The following is a 26,344-nucleotide window of genomic DNA, read 5'->3' as shown; positions in this document are numbered from 1 at the left end:
GAGCGCATTATGTGTGCGCCACCGCCTAAGCTAGTGAATGTGTTGTGATCTGACTAAAATAGCTAGTCGTCTTCATCCTCGGCTTGGGCATCAACTTGCGAACGACTTAGGCGGGTTAACTTGGTGATCGGAATCTTACCAAGTACAAGCGGGACGGTTTCGTCCAAGGTGTCAGCATATTCCAAACCGAACCATTGAGCAGGTGTAACTGTCACGCGCTGAAGCCATAGCCGCGCCTGGATAATCGTCTTCTGAAAACCTTTGATCTGAGTTTGCGGTGACAATTCTTCATGCAGCAAGACAAACGTCCAATCACCAACCTGTCGATCCGGAATGGTGGTGTATTTTTGCGGTTGGGTTGGCAATTCACCTTCGCGCATCATGTCATTCACAATCTGGCGGAGGAAAACATTGACCTGCTGCTCCATCCGAAAGCCTAGATACAGCTGCACGTTGACCATATAATCAGTGCCATACGTATCAGTTGTATATTGTGCCGTGTATGGTTCATCCGTGACGTTAACGGTGACAAACCAGTAGACACGGGCGCGCTTTGGTCGTTTATCCAAAATGGAGTACAGGATTTCTTTTTTAATGTAGTGATCATCGGCAATCTGCGTCATATAAACCAAGTTGGTGGTGTAGGTTGGATATTCCGGATCACTGCGAAGTTCGGATAGCTGCTTTTTATACGCAAACAGTGAGGCCATTTCAGCGCGGTAGGTGTTATCATCGCGAATCCGGCCGCCGTATTGCCAAACGTACATAATGGCCAGAATGACAAACGCGATCATGGCCGTGACATAGCCGCCATGGAGAAACTTGACGGCGCTGGAAATGAAGAAGACGGTTTCGATCGCGCTAAAGAAGATCAAGGTACCCAAGGCGATCAAGGTTGGGGCGTGGCGAGCGCGCAGATATTGATAAAGCAACAAGGTCGTCATTAACATCGTGATGGTAATGGCTAGACCGTAAGCGCCTTCCATTTCGGCACTGGTTTTGAAGTAAGCAATAATAGCCAAGCAGGCGAGCCACAAAATCGTGTTCACCATGGGGATGTAGAGCTGTCCTTTAAGCCGTGTCGGATAGACAATGTGCAGCCGCGGCAAAAAGCGCAGTTTAATTGCTTCAGAAACCAGCGTGTAAGAACCGGAGATCAACGCCTGCGAGGCAATAATCGCAGCCAATGTCGCTAGAATAATTGCGCCTAGGCGAATGCTTTCCGGTAACATTTGGAAGAATGGGTTGAAATCGCTAATCTGATTATAAGCACTCACATTAGCATGGCGATCAAGCCAGACTGCCTGACCAAAATAATTCAACACTAAGCATAGGTTAACGTATGGCCAGCTGACGTAAATATTGCCACGTCCCACATGGCCCATATCCGAATACAACGCTTCCGCCCCAGTCGTTGCCAGGAAAATACTCCCTAGAATAAAGAGACCCATTTTGTTATCCGGACTGACCAGCAAACGCAATGCATAGTAAGGGTTCAAAGCACGCAACATGGACCAGTCTTTTGATAAAGCAATAAAGCCGGCAACGCCTAAGAAGGTAAACCACACAAACATGATCGGCCCAAACGCCTTGCCAATGAGGTCAGTCCCAAAACGCTGGATGAAGAACAGGAAGGTAATGATCAAAATCGTGACCCAAATAACCTGTTGTTGATTGTCGATCAAAATGTTGCCGTTAATATGGACCCCTTTTAAACCTTCAATTGCGGTTGTGACCGTCACGGCTGGCGTCAACATCCCGTCAGCTAATAACGCCGCACCGCCAATCATCGCTGGCAGTACAAGCCACCGCGCCCGCTGCCGAACCAAGGTGTAAAGTGCAAAGATACCACCTTCACCGTTGTTATCCGCTCGCAACGCAATGAGAACATATTTGAGGGTCGTGATAATCAGCAACGTCCAGAAGATCAGCGAAACCGACCCGACTAGAAAATCGGTATCGAAATGTCCCATCCCGCCATTTCCAGCGATAATTGACTTCATAACGTAAAGTGGTGATGTCCCGATATCGCCATAGACAACACCAAGGGTTACGAGTAAAGCCGCCGCGGTAATCTTATGCCGCAGTTTTTTATTAGCAGTCAAGCCTGACGCCATATTTGTGCCTCCTGAAAAGTAATAACGTCATTGTAGCAGAACCGAGTGTCATTGTAAGGGAAGGCTCTTAATTTATTTTGCCCAATATCTTGCATCCAGAAAAACTTTCATAAAAAGCTGCTGTTCAAGCGACTTTGAGTGGCCTTGGTGATTAATCGGCATCATAAAATTCATTGAAGTAAGTTTCAAGATCCAGTGGTGCTAATTTAAACACAATGTGATGCGCAGCCAGTCCTAGCAGCAACTGGTTAAAATGTTCGCCGGGGAGGTTGTTAATTGGCAATACCAACATGCCATTGGGATAGTGCTGCCAAGGCATGCGCGGTAACCGGTTGGCTTCTTCGGCTGCCACTTGAATATACAAAGGTTGTTGTTCATGCTGATCAATCGTTTTGATGATTTTGCCATCGCGCATGAAGTAGATGAAATCAGCATATCCTTGCAGATTATTCAATAGATGCGACACTGTAATAATCAATTTGCCTTCTGCCCGCAATCCGCGCAGAATCTGCGACATGCGCGCAACGTTGATCGTGTCCAAACCGTTCATGAATTCATCTAATAGCATAATCGGGGTGTTGGCCGCCATCACCATGCCAAAGCAAAGACGCTGCTTCATGCCCATTGAATAAGTTCGCACCGGCTGATTGACATAATCCTGCATGTCGAGTGCGCTGATAATTTGCTTAACACTTTTCGTTTGGTTATGCCAAAGTCGGGCGTAATATGCCAGGTGCGCCTTGCCCGATAAGTCAGGATAAAGATCATCTTGAACCGGGAAAAGGCACATTTGCCGATGCATGGCGAGGGTATGCTTTTGGCTGCCGTATGTTTGTCCATCTAATACCACTTTGCCGGATTGTGGTTTGAGATCATTAAGAATCAATCGCAGCAAGGTTGTTTTACCAGTACCATTGGGCGCCACAATGCCGACAATTGAGCCGCTCGTCATCGTTAGGCTGATATCATGAATGACATTGGGTTTATTTTTGAAACCCAAAACGAGATTTTGTAATTGTAATTCCATCATGGGGCCTCCTTTATTTAACGATTGCTGCCCGGCGTCGATGCGTGATGATGAATAGGATCACTTCAAGCACGATAATCACACTGCCGACCACAATCAAAGCAGCGAGCGGACTCATGCGGCTGGTATCATAGCGAAAGTTTTGCAACCTGCTGACAATCGCCGCCGGATTCATGTACCCGGGCAGGTAGTACGCGGTTTGCGGAACCGAAAAAGCCAGGCCATGCATGAAGTAGAGTGGTTCGCCGAATAGCAAGAGTGCACTGAGTACCAGTCCAACCAGTTCGTTGTGGAAAAGTAACTGACACAGTAGATTTAACCGAATAAAGAGCCACATCAGTAGGATTGTCAAGCCGAGGATGATGGGGAGAGCAATGCTGAGCGCGATCGGATCAACGGTAACTGTCATCCCATCTTTGGCAAAGTAGGCGATCGCAGTTGTTAGCGATCCTAGTCCGTGAGTAGGGATGACGAAGCCGGCAACAACAAGCGCTGATAGCAGAAGTACACCGGCTAAGGCTGTTAGCACGGTCAAGGTTTTGGTGTTGATGGCATGCCAGGGACTTAGAGGCGATGACCGAACGATGCTGCGATGGCGTTGTTCGCTCGTCAGCAAATCATTAGCAAATAAGATCGTGATCAGCAGTAGCGCAGTGAGCCACCCGCCTAACGCGCCACGGAAAAGCGTCTGCCAGAAAGTTTGCTGATGAACCGCAGTCATGTCGGGATCGCGCTGATCGGCTAAAGTCATCAGCGAGCGCGTCAGGGTGATATTGGCAAAAGCAGCATCGGCATCAGGGTATTGCCGATTTTCAAAATAATATGTTAGCGGATAGTGGAATGGGCTACTTTGAGCCTCAGGATTGGCGGCATTTTTTCGTACAAAAGCCAGATAATCCAAAGTTGCCTGCACATAGGCCTGCGAATGCTGCTGCTTTTGCGCCGTTAACATGCGGTTTTCAATTTTGACGAGTTGACGGGTGACAGGGACCCACATCGCTGTATGCGGTCCATGTGGCTCATTGATAAATGCCACATTTTTATCGCGATCACGTGTCAACACCGTACTTGTCGGAAGTTCAGGTGGCACCTGATTTGGCGGAAAAAAGACGAACTGGCAAATCAAGGCAACGAGTGCGATGCCAATGACAGCCAAGTTTTTACGATTGGTAAGCAGTTGATGGAGTTGAAATCGGAAATATCGCATCATGCTGCCTCCTTTCTGGCCCGATAACCAAAGAGTCCCAGATTAAGCACCGACCAGATGAATAAAGCGCCTGTACCGATCCAAATACTGGCTAAGGGCTGATTCAGTCGATCAATTAATGTTCCACGCATCATTGCGGCAACGTCGAGATAGGAGAATGGCAGAAACCACACAAACCGGAAAAGCTGCGGCAGTATAAGCGGCAATAAAGCAGTGGCGGTCACAATAAAGGTCGTGAGGTAAGCATTGGTTATCCACGTGTTAATCAGCATACTAAAGCTAATGATCCAAATGCCGGCCAGTAATGTGAGAGCCATGAAAATGAGTAAATATTCCCACAATGGCAGTAATGTTTGTCCCATGATGGCCATGGGGTAGTCGAAGTCACCAAAGCCTTTTAATAGCGCAGGTAAGCCGACTGCAGCCGCGCCACCCGCAACAAGGATCAATATGTAAAAACCAATTAAAGTGAGCAAGCGACTGCTACCCGCAACGCCGACAGATAAAGGACGCGCGCTAATCAGCGTTTGGTGGCGTCGTCGTTCAACCCAGCTATCACAGGCTAGCAGCACGGCAGCCGCGCCGGTTAACCAGCTGAGATAAGGCAGGATGGTGACGAGATACGCCACGCTAGTGGAAACCGCTGTGACGGCAGGTTTTTGCTGCTTTTTTAACGTAGTAAGCGCTAGAACGTCACCTTTAAGTTGGTGCAGCGGCGGCAGCGGCATGGTGTTAAGTGCTTTATAATGCCGTTGCCGCATTTCAAGTTGAGCAGTGCGCAAACTAAGCAGCCCGTTACGGGTCGTATCGGGTTGATCAAGCTGGATGCCCAAGTCAATAACACCAGTCGCCGAATTTTGGTCATCTAGATTCGCCAATAGCGGTTTTTGCGTCTTGCTCAGTGTGTCCAAGTTATATTCTGCATAGTTAGCCACGGCGGCATTGGCAGTGGCCTCGGAAGTCTGTTGAATATCAAGGCGGTGCGTCCAGACTAGTGCGAAGAATGCGATGATGAATGCCGCAAAGAACAACCCCAATAAGGCAATGTTTTTGCGTGAATGAATGATTTGGCGCCAATCAAAAGCTAATTGTGTCCCCATGGCCCGATCTCCTCATTTGATTTAATCCAGTTGCAACCAGAATACCACAATTTTATCAGACTCAAAGACTTCTGCGCTGGAAAACGCGTTATGAGCGTTAAGTCACTCAGTCAGCCGCATTGGTTTGAATCGCTTACGGCGGTATACAAAAAGCCTCGTAACTTTAGATCAAAATTACGAGACTTTTCCAGTTATCTTAGTGTTTTCAGATCAAGCTTATCTTGATGCCAAAGCACCCATTGGATCCCAAGGTGCAAGAACGGTTGGCTTGTCGTATTCGTTCTTGATGACATCCTGTAGTTCAGCTGGGAGATACTTCTTGGAAATAACAACTTGGTAGACGAATTGGTCAAACCACGCATCACTTGCGACAAAGTAGCCTTTTTCGCCGACTTTTTCACCCCAAGAGTTTTCAACTTTCCACTTGGTTGGCTTGCCGTCTACAAGATCAACGCCGGTCAAGACCATTGCGTGAGTCATCAAGCTTTCGCCATAGTCAAGGCGTTCAGCTTTAGTCATGGTGAAGTCGGTGTTGAACAGGTCATCTTTCTTGTAAATGTTGGTGTCCAAAATGCCAAGTTGACGATCGGAGCTTTGACCAACATCGGAACCGAACCAAACTGATTCGCCGGCCTTGAGTTGCTTGATTGCCAAGTCTTTGAAGGTATCAATGTCAAGATTCAAGTGGCGAACTTCACGACCACCTACGACATTGCCCAGCATTTCAACGGTGTAAAGGTGCTTGTAAGGCTTGTCAGCGGTTGGGGCGTTGATGATACTTTGATAGTCATCGAGATTCCAGCCGACATACTTCTTGAAGAAGGTTTGCGGCGTCAATTCGCGATCAATGTGATAATTCTTATCATCATCGCGGTATTCAAAGTCAAATTTGGTTGGCGGGTTGCCTAACGTGTATGCCAAGATGCGATAGTCTTCAGCCAGCATTTTTTGCTTGGCTGCTTCAATGTCGGCATCGCTAGCTTTGTCAGCAACTAACTTACGTAGGGTGACGGCGTCTTTACGCAGTTTCAAGTTGAGCAAGCCGTTTAATTCGTTACTCTTGCTAGAACTGTAGGTTTCAGGCATTACTGACTTCGGCACAATACCATACTTTTCGATTAAGGCTGACAGCATATCCCATTGGCCGCCATCTTGTTGCGGGGTAGCCAAAAGAAAGGCAACTTTACGGCTGTCGAGTGGTTGATCGGCGGTTTTTAAGACATTTTCATAAAAATAGTTGGACTTTTCAAACTTGTCCCAGAAGAAGGTGTAGTTTTGGGACAGTTCAAAATCCTTGATCTTAAATTGTGCCTGAATGCCATGACGCATAGTATTCAAGGCGGCGAACATCCAGCAACGACCGCTTTGCTTTTGGTTTGACACAGCACCGGTATCAAGTTCAATTGAGAACGTTGGTGTCATGGCAACTTTGCTGTCCGTATTCTCGGCGGTTGCATTAATACCATTGTTCATGACCGCTTTTTGTAAGGCGTTGGCGCCAGGTGTGGCTTGAAGATCCTGTTTGAACTGATCCAAATCGCCTGAAGTAATTTCTGCAGACATTAAATAAACACTCCTTTTTATGTGCATGAGCTGAGTCACCATGCGGCTGGTAATGAAAATCATGGTCGTTCGAAAAGGCGGCGAAGATTTCGTCATAAGCCGACACCGTTTTGTGACTCACTTAGTTTAGCATATCAGTTAATCTTAATTTAGAAAATCCCATACAGGCAAGTTGATCGGCTCGGTTTGAAGGAGCGCTTGTTCCGCGTCAGTTAAAAGATCCTTGCGAACCACGACTTCATAAACGTACTGGTCAAACCAGCTGGCATCGGCCACAAAATAACCATCGTGGCCATTTTCCTTGCCCCATGAATTTTCGACTTTCCATTTGGTGACCGTGCCATCAACGACATCGGCGCCGGTTAGGGTCATGGCGTGGGACATTTCTGCTTCGGTGGTCACGATACGGTCGGTTTTGTTCACATGGAAATCGACACCAAACAAATCACTGTAATTGAACAATCCGCCTTTAAGCGTGCCGGATTTCCGATCCATGTCGGCTAGTACATCATTGCCAAACCAGACAGCTTCACCTGCTTGCAGTTGCGCTAATGCCAGCTGCTTCAAGCGTTCCGGAGGGAGATTTAAAATTGTCAGCGGATGGCCTTCAACAACTGTGTTGGCTGAATTGATGGTATACAATTGCTGATACTTTTTGGTTGGTTCGGGATCGCCGGCAATCACCACGTAATCGTCGAAATGCCATTTGACGTACTTTTTGAAGAATGACTGCGGGGTCAAGTTAGTATCGCGATGGTATTGCTTCTTGTCATCACGGTACTCGAAATCAAACGTTGTCGGCGGATTGCCAAAGGTGTAAGCCAAAATGCGATAAACAACACTGAGAAATTCGCGTTTTTGCTTGGCGATGGCTTCTTCGCTGGCGTTATCTTGCTTGAGGGTCCGCAACACCTTGGCATCTTTACGTAACTTCTCGTTCAACACACTGTTGAGTTCAGCGGTTTTGTCGCTGTTATAAGTTTCCGGCATGACCGACTTAGGCACCAACCCGTACTTTTCAATTAAGGCGGCCGCTTGATCGTAGTGGCCACCATCTTCATCTGGACCGCTTAAGTAAGTGGCGACTTCTCGGTCATCCAGGGGTTTGTCCGCGGTTGCCAGAATATTTTCATAAAATAAATTGGCTTTTTCCAAGCGATCAAAGAAGGCATTGTAGTTTTGTGAGAATTCGAAATCCTTGATGCCAAATTCATCCGCAATCCCGTGGCGGACTGTATTCAATGTCGCAAAGAGCCAGCACCGACCGCTTTTCTTCTGGTTGGCAACGCTGCCGGTGTCCAGATCAATTGAGAAAACCGGCTTCATATCTTCGCCGTCCATGGTTTCACGGCTTGCGGCTTGTGGCCCGACATTTTGGACAGCTCGGCCAAGTGCACCCGATGCCGGATGCTGATCAAGCTGATCTTGAAAGGCTTTAATTTGATCAAATGTAATTTCTGACATAACGTCCTCCTTTTCAAATTGCATTAAAGAAACCTTACCCCAATTTAATTTAGATTTAAAGATGAAACTGGAAAGCTTTTGGGTAAAAGTTGGCGTTTTATTAAAAAAGGAGCCAAGACTATAAAGGCATCAAAAAAGCTGCCAAGGTTCGGCAGCTTTTGCGGAGGATTTTTACTGATCTTTAACTGGTCGCAAAACGTCTGCATATTCCGGATGATTATGGAATGCATGCACGGCATAGGAACATAGCGGCTCGATGGTTTTGCCTTCTTTGCGCGCTGCTGCAACTACGGCTTCGATGAGCTGAGCGGCAATGCCTTGACCGCGAAGGCTTTCATCGACAAAGGTGTGATCCACTGCCCACGCCTGACCGTCATCGATTGATTGGAAAGTGACTTCCGCCATCAGTCGGCCGTCCCAATCCGTATTAAAAATTCGTCCTGGTTCACGTTGAAATTCCATAGCAGCCTCCTTGGCAAATTGAATGATGGTCATCCTATTAAGAATCAAGGCGCGTAACTGGCACAGTTCGTCTGATGACCCATCCGTCGTTAACCCAATTCATGAATGACTTTTATAAGCCAAATTTATCAGGAAAACGGTATAATTACAAGAAGGGAAGCCCTTACACCGTGGCCTTCGATTGTCTCCGCGTGGTATGATACTTTGGACGTGTTGGCGTGCTTTCTGGCGCACAAGCTGGTTTGCGCTCGTCATAACGCGTTCACCAGCCCAGAAACCTGCGTGTAAGGACCTCGAACGCAATGGCCAAACCCGGGCCATCACGCTCGAGGCCGCTTACACTCCGGTTTCTAAGCGGGCTGGTTCACGCTCACTTTCTATAACGCGCTCCCCGGCGCAGAAGTCTGCGTGTAAGGACCACAGCCGCAATGGCCAAAGCCCGGCCATCACGTCTGTGGCCACTTACACTCCGACTTCTAAACGCGCCGGCTCGCGCTCACCATAACGCGTTCGCCAGCCCAGAAACCTGCGTGTAAGGACCTTGGTCGCAATGGCCAAAGAGCGGCCATCACGCCCAAGGCCACTTACACTCCGGTTTCTAACCGGGCTGGTTCACGCTCACACTTTTTTTGGAGGCTATTTTCATGAAGACCCGCGGATTTGAAATTGTTTCAAAGTATCAAGATGACAACTTAACCTTGCCGACCCGCCAGACTAAGCAGGCGGCTGGGTATGATTTTTATGCGCGCGAAGATTTTCTGTTGCGGAGTATTTGGCGTTATGACTTCATTCGGCTTTTTCGGTTGATTAAAAATGAGCACCCGCTGACGAATAAGGACTTTGAACGGGCGAAGAAGATTTTAAAGCCTTACTTGGTTCCCACTGGCATTAAAGCCTATATGCAGCCTAATGAAGTGTTGATTTTGGCCAATCGTTCCAGCAGTCCGCTTAAGCACGGCCTGACGCTGCCCAACGGTATTGGGGTCATTGATGCCGACTACTATAACAATCCGGCAAATGAAGGCGAAATCTATATTCAGCTCCTGAATTTCTTCCCGCGGGATGTGATGATCAAAAAAGGTGATCGCATCGGTCAGGGTATTTTTATGCCATTTCTATTGGCAGACGGTGACCAAGGCGGCTTGGCGCAACGACAAAGCGGTTTTGGCTCAACCGATCACTAGCAGATATTGAAGGGATAGTATGGCGAAAGCAAAAACACAATATGTATGTCAAAATTGCGGTTATATTTCGGCGACTTATTTAGGCCGTTGTCCAAACTGCGGCGGGTGGAATACGCTCGTCGAAGAAACCGTTAGTTCCACTAAATCGGCGCCGCGACAAACGCGCACCGGTAGCAAGGTTAAGCCCACACGCATGGATGAGGTCACGGTGACCAAAGAAACCCGGGTTAAAACAGGCTTGGCCGAGTTGAATCGCGTGCTTGGTGGCGGTGTGGTTCCGGGCTCGTTGGTTCTGATTGGCGGCGATCCCGGGATTGGCAAATCAACCTTGCTGCTGCAGGTGTCTGGCCAACTAGCTAGCACAGGCGGTACGGTGTTGTATGTTTCAGGTGAAGAAAGCGCCAGCCAGATTAAAATGCGGGCAGGGCGGTTAGGGGTTGCCAACTCTGGCATGTATTTATATCCCGAAACCGACATGCCCAGCATCGAAAACGTGATTGACCAGATGCAACCGGATTATGTGGTGATTGACTCGGTTCAAACCATGAATGTACCGGACATGAATTCGGCAGTCGGCTCGGTTGCCCAGATTCGGGAAGTCACCGCCGAATTGATGCGCATTGCCAAGTCAAAAGGCGTGACGATTTTTATCGTTGGCCACGTGACGAAGGAAGGCGCCATTGCCGGGCCCAAGATTCTTGAGCATATGGTGGACACCGTGCTTTATTTTGAAGGCGATATGCATCATACTTATCGCATTTTAAGGTCGGTCAAGAATCGGTTCGGCTCTACTAACGAAATCGGCATTTTTGAAATGCATCAAAATGGCTTACAGGAAGTCGCCAATCCCTCGGAAATTTTCTTAGAAGAGCGACTGGCCGGCGCGACAGGATCAGCGGTGGTGGTTTCGATGGAGGGTACCCGTCCGATTCTGGTTGAAATTCAAGCGCTTATCAGTCCGACCATGTATGGCAATGCCAAACGTACGAGCAGCGGCTTGGATCACAACCGCGTCAGCCTGATTATGGCCGTGCTGGAAAAACGTGCCAATTTGATGTTGCAAAATCAGGACGCTTACTTGAAAGCAACGGGGGGCGTTAAGCTGGATGAGCCGGCGATTGACTTGGCAATGGCAGTGGCAATTGCCTCGTCATACCGCGACAAGGAAATCCCGCCGACTGATTGTTTTGTCGGTGAAATTGGCTTAACCGGTGAAGTGCGGCGGGTGAATCGCATTGAAGACCGGGTGAAAGAGGCGGCTAAGTTAGGGTTTAAACGAATTTTTGTGCCGCGAAATAACCTGCAAGGCTGGCGTGCACCTAAAGATATTCAGGTTATTGGCGTCACAAGCATTGCCGAAGCGCTGCATAAGGTTTTTAATTAAACTTAGAAAGGAGGTATATCATGAAGAAACGAATTATTTATTTGATCTTTGGTCTCATTGGGATCGGCGTCGGCATGGGCGCATTACCATCACTTTGGGATCTTATTGGTTGGAGCGCCAATCACTTCTTAAATAACTTGCTCATTGACGGCTTAATCGGTGCCATTATCTTCTTGCTCTTGGCGAGTCTCAGTGTGAACTGGATTCTTAAGCGCTTGAAGGTATTGGAAAAAACGTTAAACACTAAATCGCCAAGCTATCTACTGTTTGGCAGTTTGTCGACGATTATCGGGTTGATCCTGGCCGCTATTATTTCCATTCCGTTTTATGGCTTCATCGCGCCGCTGAATATCTTCCTACCACTCATCATCATGCTATTATTCGGTTACTTGGGTTTTCGGGTGGGTACGACACGCAGCGAAGAATGGCGCCGGCTTCTGAGCTTTCGCAACCGGCGGAATACGGAAACGGAAAATGATCAGGTGCTCGAGCGCAAAGTTGGCGATCATTTTCGCAAATACAAATTGCTAGACACCAGTGTGATTATCGATGGCCGGGTTCAAGCCATTGCCAAAACCGGCTTCATCGAAGGAACCATGTTAGTACCGAATTTTGTCTTGCATGAACTGCAACTGATCTCGGACTCGGCTGACTCAATGAAAAGAATGCGCGGCCGCCGCGGCTTAGACATTCTAAATGCCATGCAAAAAGACAAGGACATTCATATTGAGATGTACGAAGGCGATTTTGACGATATGACCGAAGTCGACAGCAAGCTGCTTAAACTGGCAAAACTACTGGATGGGATTGTCATGACCAATGACTTTAATCTCAACAAAGTCGCCCAATTTCAAAATGTCCCGGTTCTCAACATCAACGCCTTGGCAAACGCACTCAAACCAGACGTCATCCCCGGCGAAAACATGACCGTGACCGTGATTAAATCCGGCTCCGAACGACAGCAAGGTGTTGCTTACTTAGACGACGGCACCATGGTCGTGGTGGAAGACGGTAAATTCTACATGAACAAACCGCTGGAAGTAATTGTCACCAGTGCTTTACAAACAGCGGCAGGACGCATGATCTTTGCCAAGCCGGCTCATCAGCAAAAGGCTATTCGCGACAAGGAAAGGTAATTGGATTAAGAAAAAATAAAAGGGCAGTTTCGGTATTTCTCTAGAAAGCGGGGGAATACCGGAACTGTCCTTTTTTGTTGGCTTATATTGATTAAGTATGGTCACTTACAGGTTCGTGAAATTGAAATTCTGATTTCCAGCGACGCCCGAATGCGGGACTGATTTTGAAAATTACTTTTACGAGCTCTGATAATTCATCGGCCGTTTCGGTACTGTTGGTGAGCTTGTATTGGCATACTGTCTTAAGAAGCCTTAATTGCAAACGGATAAAGAAGAGGTTGTCTGGCAACTGCTGATCTTGAAGATGATTAAGAGTTTGAATTGCCTTCTTATATTCTTGTCGGTAGAATAGCGCGACAGCAGTATTATAAAACGACTGGAAAAAGAGATTGATGTAATCTCGCCGTTGACGGAACGAGAAATGAATGGTTAAAAATTTAGTGTACAACTGATCAAAGTCCTGGGGTTGTAGAAAAGAGACACAGTCACCATAAAGACTGTACTCTAGTTCGTACCAAACATCTCTTGCCATTAAATAGTCGTTAACAAACTTTGAATCTGCCTGTGTCAGTAAAGTATGAGTGTCTCGCGTATCAATCAAAACTGCAGAAACGATTATTTCGCGCAATTTGTAGAGCCTGATTCCTGATTGTTGAAAGTAGTTAGTAAATTGCTTGCGGAAGTGTGTTAGACCATCAACGTCTTGTTCAAGAGCAAGCTTCATCAGATGTTTATCAAAAGCCCTTTGCGAAAGTGTTACGGGAGAACTTTTGCTACTTTGTTTTGAACTAAGGATTTCGAAAAACTCCGTAGCATCCATGCCAAGCTTTTGAAGCAACAGCATCAACTTCTCTGCGGAAATCTCGGAGTGCCCATTTTCAAATTTTGAGACAGTACTGATGCTCAGATCACCGGCGACATCGGTCAAGGTAAGACCGCGTTCAAGGCGAATTTCTTTGAATAATTGGCCTGTAGTATGGATCGGCATAGACTGTCACCTCATTTTTCTTAAAGTCGAAACTCACTCGATTATATCGTTAATTTTTTTCTTTCGTCAAAAGTTGCGGCTTTTTAACTGATCTGTGATAACTTTACCTCAACTCCTGTCGAAAAGTTTGTGAGGTTAAGTATGCTAAAAGTCGAACAGTTAGATAAATGGTTTGGACGACACCAAGTTTTACATAAAATTTCGTTTGAAATAAAACCCGGACATATTTTGGGCTTGATTGGGGCAAATGGTGCCGGTAAAACAACGATTATGAAAGCAATCTTGGGCATTTCGTCATTTGCTGGCCACATCAGCTTGAATGATGCGCCAATATCCATGAATGAACATAAGCCTTTGGTAAACGTAGGCGCGTTGATTGAATATCCCGGTCTTTATCCTTATCTGACCGGGCGCGAGCAGTTGACACTTTTTGCAAACGGTACAAATCGAAAGGCAAAAGTCGATGCCATTGTCGCAGCCCTTCAACTGGAACAATTTGTGGACGTCAAAGCCAAAAAATATTCATTGGGGATGCGTCAAAAGCTAGGCATTGCGCTAGCCTTCCTTAATCAGCCGGAATTGGTGATTTTGGATGAACCGATGAATGGCTTAGATCCGGAAGCAACCATGACACTGCGCAAATTAATTTTGCAACAAAAGGCGCAAGGGGTCAGTTTCTTGATTTCCAGTCATATCTTAAGTGAGCTGCAGAAAATCGTGGATGATGTGGTTATTATTAAACAGGGTCATATCGTCGCCAACGCCACCACGGAAGCCATATTGGCCGCCAATCAACGTTTCTTGTTAATTCAAACCGATCACGATCATGTTGCTCAGCGTACCTTGAAACAGCACGGCTATGAAGTTCAGCAAACGGCATCTGCTCTAAAGGTGAAGTTGGATTCGGCTACTTCAATCAATGCGTTACTCAAAATCTTGTGGGACCACCAACTGAAAATCAATCGAATCACGGAGACACAAGGTGATTTAGAAAGTTCATTGTTGGCGGTTCTGGAAGACCAGAACATTGATTCGGAGGTGCTTTAAAGTGATAACTTTACTTAAGCAAGAGATCTACAAACTCATGAAACGTCCCTCACTTGTAGTTTTTATTATTTTACTTTTTTGCTTTCAATTAGCAGTTGCCCTGATTGCTATGAAGTATCCAAATTTATTAAATATTAAGGCCACTTTCGTCAGTAATTTTTTTGCACCAGTGTTAATCGTGTTTTATATGATCGCAGTGGGGAGTACGCAACTCTCTTCGGAAATCCAGTATGGGACATTGAAAACATTGCTGTATCGGCAATATTCATTTGCGCAAATTTTGCTGAGTAAGTGGCTGGCTTTATTGATTGGTGTCATTTTGTTGTACGTCAGTAGCGCATGCATGAGTGTCATCATCAAAATTTTAGTGCTCAACAATCAGTTTGCCTTAAATGCACACGTTTGGCAGCTATGGTCACTGAATATCGTTGCCACGTTTTTGACCTTATTGTTCTTGTTATGCTTTGTCGAACTTATCGCTACATTGTTTGAAAACTCAACACCAGCGATTATTGTCGGCATCAGCGCCTATTTTGTCATTTCCATCTTTAACCAGTTAATGTTCATGATGATTGATCAACACCCATGGCTAAAATGGAATCCCGTCAACATGCTGAATTTAGGAGAACAAATTGGCAATCAACAGCTGTCTAGGATGACCCAATTAACACTTGGTCAAATCACTGTCGGGTATGTCGTTTATATTGGTTGCTTCTTACTCGCCGGTTTGTTCATTTTTAAAAAACGGAATTCAAATTAATTATCAGAACAACGGTATCAAAAAGCAGTGTCAACCATCTAGAAGCATGAATCAACGCTGAATGCCATATCAGTGTGTATTCAAAAAGAAAATTGGAACTCCGATATTTTATTGATAAAGTTTATGAAACGCTGACGTAGCGGCTTTATTGGCATGCTAAGGTGTAGCTGATAACTCTTTAAAAACTAATTAATGCTACAATACAAGTGAATGTATGAGCAGCTGTTTTTGTTGTTTTCAGTTGAAAAAGTTTTCGGCTGGATCACGAAAGAGGGGCAAGACCATTGCGTTTATTTGGAGAAGAGAAGACTCGTTATAGATTATATAAGTCAGGAAAGCTATGGCTGGTAGCTTTAATTGGTGTCTTTGCGTTGGCTATCGGGCATCAACCTAATCAAGTTAAGGCGAGCTCAATGGCGACTAGGACAGCCACATTGGCCGTGCAACCGGCAACGCTTGGGCAAGAATTGAATTTAAATAATCAGCAAACAATGAACGCTGATTCGCCAACGAGCAGCAATGAAGTTGTGGTGAAGTGTGTTGATGATGCTGGGAACACGCTTGTTAAAGACATGATTCTTCAAGGTGAAGTTGGAAAAGTGTACACAATTAAACCAGCGACGATTGCCAATTATCAATATACAAAGTTGGCTAATGGCAGTGCGCCAATTAACGGAACCTTTAGTAAAGGCACTTTGACAGTTACCTTGGTTTATACAAAAGTCCCTGTAGCTCAAAGAACGGTGAATGTGAAGTATGTTGATGAACATGGCAATGAAATCGCACCAGCCACAACCCTGATAGGGACAGTCGGTGGTTCGTATACTGCCGTGCCAGCGAACGTCAAAAATTATGAATATGCGCATCTGGCTGCAAACAGTGCGCCTGAAAAAGGAAGCTTTACTGCTAATCCGCAGACGGTGACTTTTGTTTATACAGAAAAACCGGCAGCGCAAGGAAGCGTGACGGAAAGATTTGTGGATGAGGCTGGCAAGCGCATCGCCCCTGATAAGACGCTGACGGGTCAAGTTGGTGATTTATATGAAGCCCGGCCCATTGAGATTAGCGACTATGCCTTTTCCCGTGTGGCCCAAGGCAGTGCGCCGGCTGGTAATGCCTTTATCAACGGCAATGTGATCGTTACCTTTGTTTACAAGCAGGTGCCAGCCACACAAGGATCGGTCACGGTTCGTTATGTTGACGAAAATGGTAACGAATTAGCACCTAACAAAGTGTTGACAGGTCAGAGTGGATCGGCTTATACGACCGGTCCGATCACGATTAACGGTTACCGGTATGTGCGCCTGGCAGCTGATAGTGCTGCAGCATCAGGAACTTTTCCTAAAGATACCGGATTGGTTGTCAGCTTTGTCTATACGAAACCGGCTATTCCAGTTACGCCAACAACGCCGGAAACATCAACGGTACCATCAACCAGCAGCCAGTCTGCCACAACTGAAGTCATAACGCCAAGTGCTCAGCGACGGTTACCTAATACTAACGAAAAGCACGAGTACGGTATTGCAGCAGTGGGTTTAGCGTTGTTATCACTTATGGGCCTTGGTTCGACGCAGCTGTTTCGTAAGGCGAAGCGCCAGTGATGGTTGAAAGTAAATCTAAATCAGCTACATGGAGATTAAGCAAAATCGGTTCTCAGTATTTGAGGACCGATTTTTTTGGTGGCGAAAAGTTGACAAATTGAAATGAAAAAACGACTTTACATATTCTAAAATTCGGCCATGAGAATATCAGCCTGGTCAACAAGCAAAAAGAAACAACTGGTTAGGATTCATAATTGATTGGCAAACGTAAAAAGAACACGATCACAAAAATTGCTGCCTCAGTTACTAAGCAAAAGATTAAGTTATAAAATTAAAGAAATATTTGATAATGGCATTAGTATTAAGTAAATCGTTGACGAATCACATGAAGACAGGTACAAACAAATTATCCTGACAAGCTAGTTCTGTTTCAGTAAATAGTTGTCTATGCGGCGAGAATGTCAGGACGATGTAACAATGCTATGTTTTTTCCGGACAGAACCCGGACCTTTTTGCAGAACCAGTCGAAACACGTCAAACGTGAAACAGAGGTACGCCTATGCCACCCATCATTAAACATGTTCTGAAAAAACGGACGGCTTCCTTCATCGCATTAATTTTACTGGCAGTGGCCGGAACCAGTTTAATCACTGGCGGGACTTATCTAGAAGGTAAATTGTTAGATAGCCTTGTGTACAGTCACGATCGCACCTTATTTGTCACCTTATTGCTAATCATTCTAGGAATCGGGCTGTCGCGGCTGATCGTTTCCTATTTTCAGAATCGTATTCAGATCCTGACGCGACGGCGAACAATCCTAGCGATGAATCGCAGTATTTTGGCGTGCTTGTTTACTAAGAAGACCCTCGCAATCCTGACCTGGAGTCCGACTACCTTGAGTTCCTGCATAAACGATGACGTCAACGAAATTGTCGGCTTCTTTGCGGATACTATGGTACGGCTCATTGGCATTATCGTTTCAACAGTGACCATTGCTCTTTATGTCATGAAAGCAGATGCTAAAATTTTTGGCATGATGGCAATCTTTGTCCCGATTTATTTTGTGATTTACGTTGTCTTCCACCAGAAAATCTACGCGATCAGCTTGCGAGTTAAGAACAAGCAAAACGAATACTTCACGGCGCGCAATGATTTTATCGGTCGTTATATTGAAATTAAAGGTGCTGGTAGTTTTCAGAACGAAGCAAAGCGCTTGAACCGGGTTGAAGCAGGGCTATTCCAGACTTATATCAAAGATTTCTGGATTCGGTTTACGATGTCGGCTTCGCAAATCAGTATTCAGTTGATCTTTCAAACCTGTTTCTTCTTAGTCGGCGGATTTGCAGTGCTCAATGGACAGATTACCATTGGCTTTTTCTCGATTATTTTGCAATATTTCAGTCAATTGTTAAATTCGGTTGACCAGCTGCTGACGGTAGCAATGGGCACGGAAGCATACCGGGCTTCGCTTGCACGCATGCGACAAATTCTAAGCATTGCGCCTGATGAAAAAGGGACCGGACAAGTGAATGGGATTCACTCCATTGAGGTAAAAGGATTCAATGTCAGAAGGTTTTCCCAGCAGCCAAGTAACGATGAGATGTTTTATGCCAAGAACATGAATGTTTCATTTCGGACGCCCGGACTTTATGTTATTTCCGGCGACAATGGGATTGGGAAAACGACTTTTGTTCGAACCATTACCGGAATTTACCAACCTGAAATGACGGGCGATGTGCTGATAAATGGGCTTAATGCGGCGCAAGTCGACTTGACAAAAGTGCGGCGCGAGCAAATTGGGTTTTTATTTCAAGATGTACCTAGCCCGCATCTGACAGTTGGCGAATACTTAGCCGATGACTGTCGCAATGTGGCGGCATTTTTAAATGAAGAACCGAAGCATTTTACTCAGGTGTTCCATTCGCCTAATTTCAACATATTCAATTTACTAGATAAAAAAGTCGATATTCTTTCAAGTGGCGAGTTGCAACTGGTTCGACTTCTAAAGGCCTTGAGCAAGGAACACGCCACGACCTATGTTTTAGATGAACCTACCGCGAATATTTACCCGGAAATCAAAGCGGATGTGATTCACTTGCTGCAGGAGCTGGCAAAAACGCGGTTGGTGATTGCGATTACGCATGATGATCAACTCGCACAAATTGGTACGCCGATTTTAATGCGGTAAAAAAGGCGTCGTTTAGGGTACTTATAATAAAAAAAGTCGAGCGGCGGCAATTTAGCCAAAATTCGTTGACCTTTTTTTGCACGAGTGTTATACATGATGTAGAACAAGTGTAACGGGAAGAAGGCGGGTTTGTGCGTTTGACAATTGATTTGGCTTCTAAAGTACCGCTTTATCAACAAATTCGCGATGCTATTGTGAATGGTATCGCGACTGGCACGCTCGCAAATGGAACCGTGTTGCCTTCTATTCGCGCACTGGGAAATGAGCTGGGTGTCAACTTGCACACAGTGAACAAAGCCTATCAAGCGTTGCAACAAGAAGGCTTCGTAGTCATACAACGAGGACGCGGTGCGGTGGTCCAATCACGCGGCGCCCCTGAACAAGCTGTCGAGAATGTTTTGCGGCCAGCACTTGAAAAAGTCGTTGCCGAAGCAGTGGCGCGGAACCTTGACCGTAGCACGGTGCATAAAATGATTGATCAGCTGTACGACCAATTAACGGGGAGTGAAGATAGATGAAAGCAGAAATTTTGATCCTTGTCATAACCTGGCTTGTGCTTGTTGCCATTCAGGCGATGCTGCCATGGCTGTCGCGCCGCAATGTTCTCTTCGGCGTTGTTTACGCACGCACATCAATTTGGCAACGTCCTGAAGCAGTGACATTGCGACGGCGTTATCTAGTTGCTTCGTCGTTAGGCGCAGTGGTGATTGCCGTTTTGGCAGGCGGGGCCGTGGCTATTTGGGCATTGTCGTCAGTGACCCTTGCCTGGATTCAAATTGCCGCTACTTTAGCGACAGTGAGCCTTAATGGTGTATTAATCATTGCTGGTCACCGGAAAAGTAAACAATTGATGCAGCAATTACATGCAGATCAGGCGTTGACTAACCATCAAGTGACAATTGACTTGGCAAACCTAAAGCCGCAAACACTGGTCCCGGCCGCAGCGGGTCTGGTTCTGTTGCCACAATGCTTGCTGGCTATTTTTCTGGGTTTCCGCCAGCCTTCCGCAGATACCATCGTGCTTTTAATGGCGTTGGGCATCGAAACGCTGATCTTATTAACCGCTTTTTATTTGACCCGTCGAGCACGTGGTACGGTTCGTGGTAATCCGGATGCCGAACCGCGATCCGGGCGCGTGCGTAACGCTATTTTGTACTATCTGCTTTTAATTGGCTTCCTCTCACAAAGCCTGCTGGTCTTACAGCTGATGTTACCGGCAATGTCTAGCGACTGGCAGTGGCTTAACGTGATTCTCACCGCGACCCTGACGCTGGTCTCGGTTATGTTACTGCCCATGGCTTATATTGCTGGCACGCGTAAACTGGATGCAAAAGGCAAGGTACTGAACGACAATCAGCATTGGATCGGTGGTGTTTTTTACTACAATCCCGGCGACCCAGCCATTTTTGTCGAGAAGCGCATCGGCATTGGGTTTACATTGAATATGGCTCGGCCGATCAGTTGGGTCTTAATGGGACTAACACTGGTATTGATCCTTGGTATTGTGCTCTTAGCATTCTGGTTTGATTGAGAGGTAAAAGCGAATGGAAAAAGTTGTGAATAATCAAATGGTCAGCCAATCAGCCGTGACCATGATGTTGATTCAAATGCTCATCTGCTTAGCGTTGCCGATTGGGCTGGCAGTTTGGGTTATTAAGCGGCGAAGTCATCCCAAAAAAGGGGCGACTAAAATCTTCTTCATCGGGATGGGAATCTTCTTCCTATTTGCGGGTGTACTAGAAGGCCCGTTTCGTGGAATTGCCCGGCAGTTTCAGCACACACCTTGGGCTTATGCACTTTATGGCGCGCTTTTGGCCGGTGTCTTTGAAGAAGTTGGCCGGTTTTTGGGCTTCAAGTTTATCCAAAAGCGTATTCCCGATAAAATTAACGATCCTGAGACGCCATTCCTGTATGGCTTAGGACATGGCGGCTTGGAGATGATTCTGGTTGGGAGTATGACAGTGCTCAGTAACTATCTTTTTGCCATGTTGATCAATAGCGGATCAATTGAGAAGGTATTAAGCCAAACGCCTGCCAGCTCGCGGTCCGCTATCACCGCGGTAGTGAAACAGTTAACGGGTATGAGTGCGTGGACAGTTTCGCTGTCGTTGCTGGAACGGATCATGGCATTAGCCGTACAGATTGCCCTTTCCGTTGTGGTTTGGTTGCTTATCGTTAAACGGAAGCAATGGTTCTGGCTATTGGTTCCGATCGGGTTACATGCTTTCATCGACTTTCCCGCGGCACTGACACAAGTGGGTGCGTTGAGTGTGACCGTTGAAGAATTCCTGCTGGTTGGCCAGTCACTTTTGATCGTGGGACTTGTTTACTGGCTATGGCAACGGACGATGCGCAACCGACAAGTTAGCGACTAAAGCCGAGCAGGTTCAGCGAGTGCTGTAATTGGCTTCAATCTGATAAGCTGACGTCTGATAAGGAAGGGTCTGGTCGTTCTTGACGATTTGTTAACATCCAAGGTATAATAATGGCGTTGAAAAGAGGCCATCAGGTGGTGCCCTGATGACCTCGACGCAGTTCACAGATGACTTTGGGTAAAAGCTAGCCTCTACGGTTAGCTTTTTTGATTATCGCGTAAGCTTTGGCCATTCTGGTAACCAGTATGGCAAGCGCGACGATAATCGACGCCACGTCCAATGCGGCGAAACCCTTTCGTCTCCTGATTTTGGCATGGCTATCACCTCCGCGTTCAAAGAATGTTGAGGGGTGTGTGCCATCCAATCCGCTAAACAAAGAACAAGGGTAATTAAGCCTTGTTCTGAGCCTGATAACAGTCTAAAGATTTTTGCGTTGACGGTCAACGAATTAGCTAATTAAGTAGGTGCCAATTGCACCCGGACCCGTCCATCGTTTGCCCTTCTGTGGTACACTATCAGTGCATGTTTACAGAAAATGGAGGCTAAGACATTGGCAGATCGACCAATTCGGGTGCGTTATGCACCAAGTCCGACTGGGCATTTGCATATTGGCAATGCACGGACGGCGCTGTTCAATTATTTATTCGCACGGCACAACAAAGGGACGTTGGTGCTGCGGATTGAAGACACCGATACGAAACGCAACGTTGCAGACGGTGAAAAGAGTCAGATGGACAACCTTCACTGGCTTGGTATTGATTGGGATGAAGGCCCTGATAAAGGTGGCGACTTTGGCCCATACCGTCAGTCTGAACGTAAAGACATTTATGACAAGTTGATCAAGCAGCTTGTGGATAAGGGCTTTGCTTACGAATCATATCGGACCGAAGAGGAACTGAAAGCCGATCGCGAAGCCCAAAAGGCCCGTCACGAAATGCCACATTACGAGTACGAATATGAAGGCATGAGTGAAGCAGAAAAGGCGGATGCAATTGCTGCAGCCAAGGCCAAGGGATTACAGCCAGTCATTCGGTTCCACATTCCGACTGATAAAACTTATGAGTGGAACGATATCGTTAAAGGCAAAATTTCAATTGATGCCAACACGCTTGGCGGCGATTTTGTCATTCAAAAACGTGATGGCATGCCGACGTATAACTTTGCGGTGGTTGTCGATGACCATTTGATGGAAATTAGTCATGTGCTGCGCGGGGATGACCACATTGCCAACACGCCAAAGCAATTAGCGATTTATGATGCGTTCGGCTGGGAACCACCGATCTTCGGCCATATGACCTTGATTATCAATGGTGCAACCGGTAAGAAGTTGTCCAAACGCGATGAAACGGTTTTGCAATTCATCGAACAATATCGTGAATTAGGCTACCTGCCAGACGCAATGTTCAACTTTATCACCCTGTTAGGATGGTCTCCGGTTGGCGAAGACGAAATCTTTACCAAGAAGGAATTCATCAAGCAGTTTGATCCTAAGCGTTTGTCCAAGAGTCCGGCACGGTTTGATCAAAAGAAACTGGAATGGGTCAATAACCAGTACATCAAGGCTAAGCAAAAGACCAATCCAAATGAGTTAATGAGCCTGTCATTGGCTAACCTAATTGAAGATGGCAAGATTCAAAGCGATCCGGATCCCAAGACGATTGAATGGGCTCGGCAGCTGATCAGCCTTTACACTGATCAAATGAGTTATACAGCTCAGATTAGTAAATTGGCGGATATTTTCTTTGATAAGGCCACTGATTTGACTGATGATGAGCGCAAGGAACTGGCAGATGATAACGCTAAGCCAGTGATCGAAGCTTTTGCCAAAAAGATTCGGGCACTCGACACGTTTGATGCTTATTCCATTGGGCACATCGTCAACGAGGTCAAGCAGGAGACGCAAGTTAAAGGACGCAAGCTTTACATGCCAATCCGAATTGCCGCAACATTACGGATGCATGGCCCACAACTAGCCGAAACCATCGAATTAATGGGACGCGATCAAGTCTTGAAGAATGTTGAGATTGTCACGTCACAACTTTAAGCAAATTTAAAACCCGCGCGCATACGTTTGCCGCGGGTTTTTGTGTGAGCGCGAGCCGGCGCGTTATAGAAAAAACATTTTTTCACCCGTTACTTGGACGGTGAATCCAACTCTTGACGACTCAGCACAACGTTAATCGGTGATTTTCCGACGTTTATTTGGGAAAACCCACAAGTGCATCTCGATAGGGTAAAATAAAAGTTGTTGGGACGGGTAAGCGGTAACATCATCTGAGGTGAAGCGAAAATGAAACGTAAACGCAGTATGTCCAAAGTCGGCTATTTTTTGGCGGGCATTGTGACAGGGTTGGTTACGACAGGGCTTTTTCGTCTGTTAAGTGGGTGGCTCTTTTCGTGATGAACGGAAAGGCGATGGATACTGCGGCATGACCGAGTTGTGAGAACGAGACGGACTTGATCGGGTGCGTTTCGAACAAGCTGGGTGATGTTGATTTTTTGGGGTAGGTTTCAGGTGACAGGCAGGGGGACAGCGTCGGATTCGGCAGCTGACACCCGGCCTGTTTTTTATAAGGTTAGGTTGATGGCATGGCGAAGGGTTATCGCGTGCGTTTTCAGCAGTTAACCGAGTATTATTTTATTTATAGTCTAATGATGCGATAGGAGTGAATGTTGATGTTGCCTTCCCGCCAACCCCCATCCCCGGAAAATTCGGTTACCACTTCCTCAAAATATCCTGCCTTTGCGTTGCGCTATATTCCCGGTTCTGCCGCAGCCGGTTGTTTTGCTGGAAAGGCTGGGCTAATGCTGACCGGTCAACGGATGCTGAAACTATTGGTGCCGACTTTTTATTACATTTTGCCACGATTTAGCCGGTTTGACGGATTTGATCATCATTTCTGCTTGCTGGGGCAGCCTGAAGTCGCGGTTTTGACCGGTTTTGATACTCATGGTCGGCATGTGGTGCGCGTTGCTTATCCGCAAATCGCAGAGCCCTTGCAAATAGCGCCCGGGCAAGTTTTCAATGCACTGCGGTTTCGGCATGAGCCGGATGCCTGCGCCGACACGGATGTCTTGACCATTTGTGTGGCCTCACAAACGAAAGTGACGGGTGTTGGCTATCCGCGGCGACCATTGCAGACGAAAAGAATGGCCCGAGATTTAACGTGGTTGGGAGAAGCGGTGATTACCGTCCATCCTAAACTGTCGTATCGCAATCTTGACGATACCAATCGCCTAGCTTAATTTATCTTGGTTTGCCCCTGAGACTAAATCCTGACCTTCTTTTGTGAATTGAGTCATAATAAAAGCGAAATAGTCGTATCAGTAACATTTCATGATTGACGGTCAGGACAGGGGGTTAGATCATGGCGATTTTTACAGCTTACGATCATGCAGAGATTTTAACCGCATTGCAGGATGCCGCGCCGCATGCGGAGATTCACACAGATGATAAAGTTGCCCGCGAACATAGCGCTAATGGCAATGCCCAACAGGAGATAGCCGGGCACATTTTGGCATACATTGCAGTGGGGGACGTGCCTGATATTCAGGGCGTTTTAAAGGTGGCACGGCAATATCATATTCCGGTCGTGCCTCAAGGAGCTGACACTAGCACGGTGATTGGTGCTGACGGACTGGACGGGAGCATCATTTTGTCCACGGCGCGAATGAAGCGGATTAAAGAGATTAGCAAAGGCGACTTATTGGCCGTTGTGGAACCTGGCGTCATCAATGGCGATCTGGATCAAGCCGCCCGAAAACAAGGCCTATTTTATGCGCCTGACCCGGGATCCAAGCCGATTTCAAGCATTGGCGGGAATGTTGCAACGAATGCAGGTGGCATGAGCACGGTGAAATATGGCACTACCAGTGACAACGTGCTAGGACTAAAAGTGGTGCTGGCAGATGGACGTGAAATCAAGCTTGGCGGGCGTACTTATAAGCATGCCTTCAGTTATGATTTAACCCATCTTTTTGTCGGCTCTGAAGGAACGCTGGGGATCATCACGGAAATTACCGTCAAGTTAAATCCGATTCCGGTTGGCACTCCGGTTGTCGGCGTGGCGTATTTTGACAATATGACCGCTTTAGCCAAAGGGGTCGAGGATTTGCGGCTGTCCGGTATTTATCCGGTGACACTGGAGGCGCTGGATGGGTTAACGGTGGCAGCACTAGATCGTTATGAAGGCACGCATTATGCAGAAGGCGCCGAAGCTATGCTCATTTTCCGCCTGGATACTGGTGGTGAGGCAAGCTTGAAAATTGCCGAGAAAATATTAACCGCTGACCACGCTAAAAACATTCAGGTGACCAGTGATCCCGCTGAATCAGCCGCGATCATCAAACTGCGCCAAGACATGTTGCCTGCTGTGTTTGCAAACGGTCAGCACATCATGGAAGACATGGCCGTGCCACTTTCCAAGCTTCCGGAAATGATGGACTATATTGCGGCGGTCGCCAAAGAGTTAAACGTTGAAATCTACACCGCCGGACACGCAGGCGATGGCAATGTTCACCCAACCGTCATTTGGCCAGCCGATCAAGTTGAACCGCCAAAAGAAGCCCTGCAGGCAATTCGCTTGATGTTTCGCAAAGCTCTTGCACTAGGCGGAACAATTTCCGGCGAACATGCCGTGGGGATGAGCAAGAATCAATGGAACAATGAAGAGCTTGGATTTGCCGTTGACGAGCTTCAACATCGCATCAAAGACTTGTTTGATCCGTTAAACATTTTGAATCCAAAGCGGAAGATTGATTAAATGCAGCCGCGCCGGTTGATCATATCCGGACGCCGTTT

General features: G+C 46.7%; 21 protein-coding genes. 13 read left to right on the top strand and 8 right to left on the bottom strand.

Annotation, left to right across the window (positions count from 1 at the left end; all coding sequences use genetic code 11):
* Positions 1-62: 62 nt before the first annotated feature.
* From EL173_RS11995 to EL173_RS11965, 7 genes are all read right to left on the bottom strand, one after another.
* Positions 63-2,117 (bottom strand): KUP/HAK/KT family potassium transporter, encoded by a 2,055-nt coding sequence (locus EL173_RS11995; protein ID WP_005692318.1) that lies wholly within the window; start codon positions 2,115-2,117, stop codon positions 63-65.
* 151 nt (positions 2,118-2,268) lie between these two features.
* A complete protein-coding gene (locus EL173_RS11990) occupies positions 2,269-3,144 on the bottom strand; it encodes an ATP-binding cassette domain-containing protein (RefSeq protein WP_014571564.1) in 876 nt (291 codons plus the stop codon).
* 13 nt (positions 3,145-3,157) lie between these two features.
* Positions 3,158-4,354 carry a hypothetical protein gene (locus tag EL173_RS11985; RefSeq protein WP_005692321.1) on the bottom strand — a complete coding sequence of 399 codons (1,197 nt, stop codon included), beginning with the start codon at positions 4,352-4,354 and terminating at the stop codon, positions 3,158-3,160.
* Entirely contained in the window at positions 4,351-5,451 is a 1,101-nt protein-coding gene (locus tag EL173_RS11980; RefSeq protein WP_005692323.1) for an ABC transporter, read from the bottom strand. Before EL173_RS11980 ends, EL173_RS11985 begins: the two co-directional genes overlap by 4 nt.
* A gap of 216 nt (positions 5,452-5,667) precedes the next feature.
* Entirely contained in the window at positions 5,668-7,014 is a 1,347-nt protein-coding gene (locus EL173_RS11975) for a C1 family peptidase (RefSeq protein WP_005714538.1), read from the bottom strand.
* Positions 7,015-7,158: 144 nt separating this feature from the next.
* Positions 7,159-8,478, bottom strand: a complete 1,320-nt coding sequence (locus tag EL173_RS11970) for a C1 family peptidase (protein ID WP_014571562.1) — start codon at positions 8,476-8,478, stop codon at positions 7,159-7,161.
* 171 nt (positions 8,479-8,649) lie between these two features.
* Entirely contained in the window at positions 8,650-8,940 is a 291-nt protein-coding gene (locus EL173_RS11965; protein WP_005686109.1) for a GNAT family N-acetyltransferase, read from the bottom strand.
* 644 nt (positions 8,941-9,584) lie between these two features.
* Here EL173_RS11965 and EL173_RS11955 point away from each other — a divergent pair.
* The 3 genes from EL173_RS11955 to EL173_RS11945 are packed head-to-tail and all read left to right on the top strand — an operon-like array spanning position 9,585 to position 12,644.
* Entirely contained in the window at positions 9,585-10,124 is a 540-nt protein-coding gene (locus EL173_RS11955) for a dCTP deaminase/dUTPase family protein (protein ID WP_005686110.1), read from the top strand.
* 19 nt (positions 10,125-10,143) lie between these two features.
* The gene (gene radA / locus EL173_RS11950) at positions 10,144-11,508 is read left to right on the top strand and encodes a DNA repair protein RadA (RefSeq protein WP_005686111.1); all 1,365 of its coding nucleotides are present in this window, start codon (positions 10,144-10,146) and stop codon (positions 11,506-11,508) included.
* A 20-nt stretch (positions 11,509-11,528) separates the two neighbouring features.
* Positions 11,529-12,644 carry a PIN/TRAM domain-containing protein gene (locus EL173_RS11945; RefSeq protein ID WP_005686113.1) on the top strand — a complete coding sequence of 372 codons (1,116 nt, stop codon included), beginning with the start codon at positions 11,529-11,531 and terminating at the stop codon, positions 12,642-12,644.
* 91 nt (positions 12,645-12,735) lie between these two features.
* Here the strand turns inward: EL173_RS11945 and EL173_RS11940 are convergent, their stop codons facing one another.
* Positions 12,736-13,632, bottom strand: coding sequence for a helix-turn-helix domain-containing protein (locus EL173_RS11940; RefSeq protein ID WP_005692335.1), 897 nt, complete (start codon positions 13,630-13,632; stop codon positions 12,736-12,738).
* Positions 13,633-13,773: 141 nt separating this feature from the next.
* Here EL173_RS11940 and EL173_RS11935 point away from each other — a divergent pair, with 141 nt between their 5' ends.
* The 10 genes from EL173_RS11935 (at position 13,774) to EL173_RS11890 (ending at position 26,306) form a co-directional block, all read left to right on the top strand.
* A complete protein-coding gene (locus EL173_RS11935) occupies positions 13,774-14,679 on the top strand; it encodes an ATP-binding cassette domain-containing protein (RefSeq protein ID WP_005692336.1) in 906 nt (301 codons plus the stop codon).
* 1 nt (position 14,680) lies between these two features.
* Positions 14,681-15,439, top strand: a complete 759-nt coding sequence (locus tag EL173_RS11930) for an ABC transporter permease (RefSeq protein ID WP_005692337.1) — start codon at positions 14,681-14,683, stop codon at positions 15,437-15,439.
* Between the two features lie 284 nt (positions 15,440-15,723).
* Positions 15,724-17,040, top strand: a complete 1,317-nt coding sequence (locus EL173_RS11925) for a MucBP domain-containing protein (protein WP_005692338.1) — start codon at positions 15,724-15,726, stop codon at positions 17,038-17,040.
* 499 nt (positions 17,041-17,539) lie between these two features.
* Complete coding sequence (locus tag EL173_RS11920) at positions 17,540-19,168, top strand: ATP-binding cassette domain-containing protein (RefSeq protein WP_005692339.1); 1,629 nt, start codon at positions 17,540-17,542, stop codon at positions 19,166-19,168.
* Positions 19,169-19,299: 131 nt separating this feature from the next.
* On the top strand, positions 19,300-19,686 hold the full coding sequence (locus EL173_RS11915) for a GntR family transcriptional regulator (RefSeq protein WP_005686116.1): 387 nt from the start codon (positions 19,300-19,302) through the stop codon (positions 19,684-19,686).
* The gene (locus EL173_RS11910) at positions 19,683-20,699 is read left to right on the top strand and encodes a DUF5808 domain-containing protein (protein ID WP_015764697.1); all 1,017 of its coding nucleotides are present in this window, start codon (positions 19,683-19,685) and stop codon (positions 20,697-20,699) included. Before EL173_RS11915 ends, EL173_RS11910 begins: the two co-directional genes overlap by 4 nt.
* Positions 20,700-20,712: 13 nt before the next feature.
* Entirely contained in the window at positions 20,713-21,543 is an 831-nt protein-coding gene (locus EL173_RS11905) for a YhfC family intramembrane metalloprotease (RefSeq protein WP_005692341.1), read from the top strand.
* A 550-nt stretch (positions 21,544-22,093) separates the two neighbouring features.
* Positions 22,094-23,587 carry a glutamate--tRNA ligase gene (gene gltX / locus EL173_RS11900; RefSeq protein WP_005686122.1) on the top strand — a complete coding sequence of 498 codons (1,494 nt, stop codon included), beginning with the start codon at positions 22,094-22,096 and terminating at the stop codon, positions 23,585-23,587.
* A gap of 632 nt (positions 23,588-24,219) precedes the next feature.
* A complete protein-coding gene (locus tag EL173_RS11895; RefSeq protein WP_014571558.1) occupies positions 24,220-24,789 on the top strand; it encodes a hypothetical protein in 570 nt (189 codons plus the stop codon).
* Between the two features lie 122 nt (positions 24,790-24,911).
* A complete protein-coding gene (locus EL173_RS11890; protein ID WP_005692350.1) occupies positions 24,912-26,306 on the top strand; it encodes an FAD-binding oxidoreductase in 1,395 nt (464 codons plus the stop codon).
* Positions 26,307-26,344 lie beyond the last annotated feature (38 nt).

The organism is Lacticaseibacillus rhamnosus (assembly GCF_900636965.1).
GTDB classification, from domain to species: domain Bacteria; phylum Bacillota; class Bacilli; order Lactobacillales; family Lactobacillaceae; genus Lacticaseibacillus; species Lacticaseibacillus rhamnosus.
Note: the sequence above shows the minus strand (reverse complement) of the source record. Positions and strands in the feature narration are given on the sequence as shown.

Coding starts and splice junctions, on each gene's coding strand:
- EL173_RS11940 (WP_005692335.1), bottom strand. CDS start 13,632: ATGCCGATCCATACTACAGGCCAATTATTCAAAGAAATTCGCCTTGAA.
- EL173_RS11970 (WP_014571562.1), bottom strand. CDS start 8,478: ATGTCAGAAATTACATTTGATCAAATTAAAGCCTTTCAAGATCAGCTT.
- EL173_RS11975 (WP_005714538.1), bottom strand. CDS start 7,014: ATGTCTGCAGAAATTACTTCAGGCGATTTGGATCAGTTCAAACAGGAT.
- EL173_RS11890 (WP_005692350.1), top strand. CDS start 24,912: ATGGCGATTTTTACAGCTTACGATCATGCAGAGATTTTAACCGCATTG.
- EL173_RS11945 (WP_005686113.1), top strand. CDS start 11,529: ATGAAGAAACGAATTATTTATTTGATCTTTGGTCTCATTGGGATCGGC.
- EL173_RS11905 (WP_005692341.1), top strand. CDS start 20,713: ATGGAAAAAGTTGTGAATAATCAAATGGTCAGCCAATCAGCCGTGACC.
- EL173_RS11920 (WP_005692339.1), top strand. CDS start 17,540: ATGCCACCCATCATTAAACATGTTCTGAAAAAACGGACGGCTTCCTTC.
- EL173_RS11965 (WP_005686109.1), bottom strand. CDS start 8,940: ATGGAATTTCAACGTGAACCAGGACGAATTTTTAATACGGATTGGGAC.
- EL173_RS11935 (WP_005692336.1), top strand. CDS start 13,774: ATGCTAAAAGTCGAACAGTTAGATAAATGGTTTGGACGACACCAAGTT.
- radA (WP_005686111.1), top strand. CDS start 10,144: ATGGCGAAAGCAAAAACACAATATGTATGTCAAAATTGCGGTTATATT.
- EL173_RS11910 (WP_015764697.1), top strand. CDS start 19,683: ATGAAAGCAGAAATTTTGATCCTTGTCATAACCTGGCTTGTGCTTGTT.
- EL173_RS11995 (WP_005692318.1), bottom strand. CDS start 2,117: ATGGCGTCAGGCTTGACTGCTAATAAAAAACTGCGGCATAAGATTACC.
- EL173_RS11990 (WP_014571564.1), bottom strand. CDS start 3,144: ATGGAATTACAATTACAAAATCTCGTTTTGGGTTTCAAAAATAAACCC.
- EL173_RS11895 (WP_014571558.1), top strand. CDS start 24,220: ATGTTGCCTTCCCGCCAACCCCCATCCCCGGAAAATTCGGTTACCACT.
- EL173_RS11955 (WP_005686110.1), top strand. CDS start 9,585: ATGAAGACCCGCGGATTTGAAATTGTTTCAAAGTATCAAGATGACAAC.
- EL173_RS11985 (WP_005692321.1), bottom strand. CDS start 4,354: ATGATGCGATATTTCCGATTTCAACTCCATCAACTGCTTACCAATCGT.
- EL173_RS11980 (WP_005692323.1), bottom strand. CDS start 5,451: ATGGGGACACAATTAGCTTTTGATTGGCGCCAAATCATTCATTCACGC.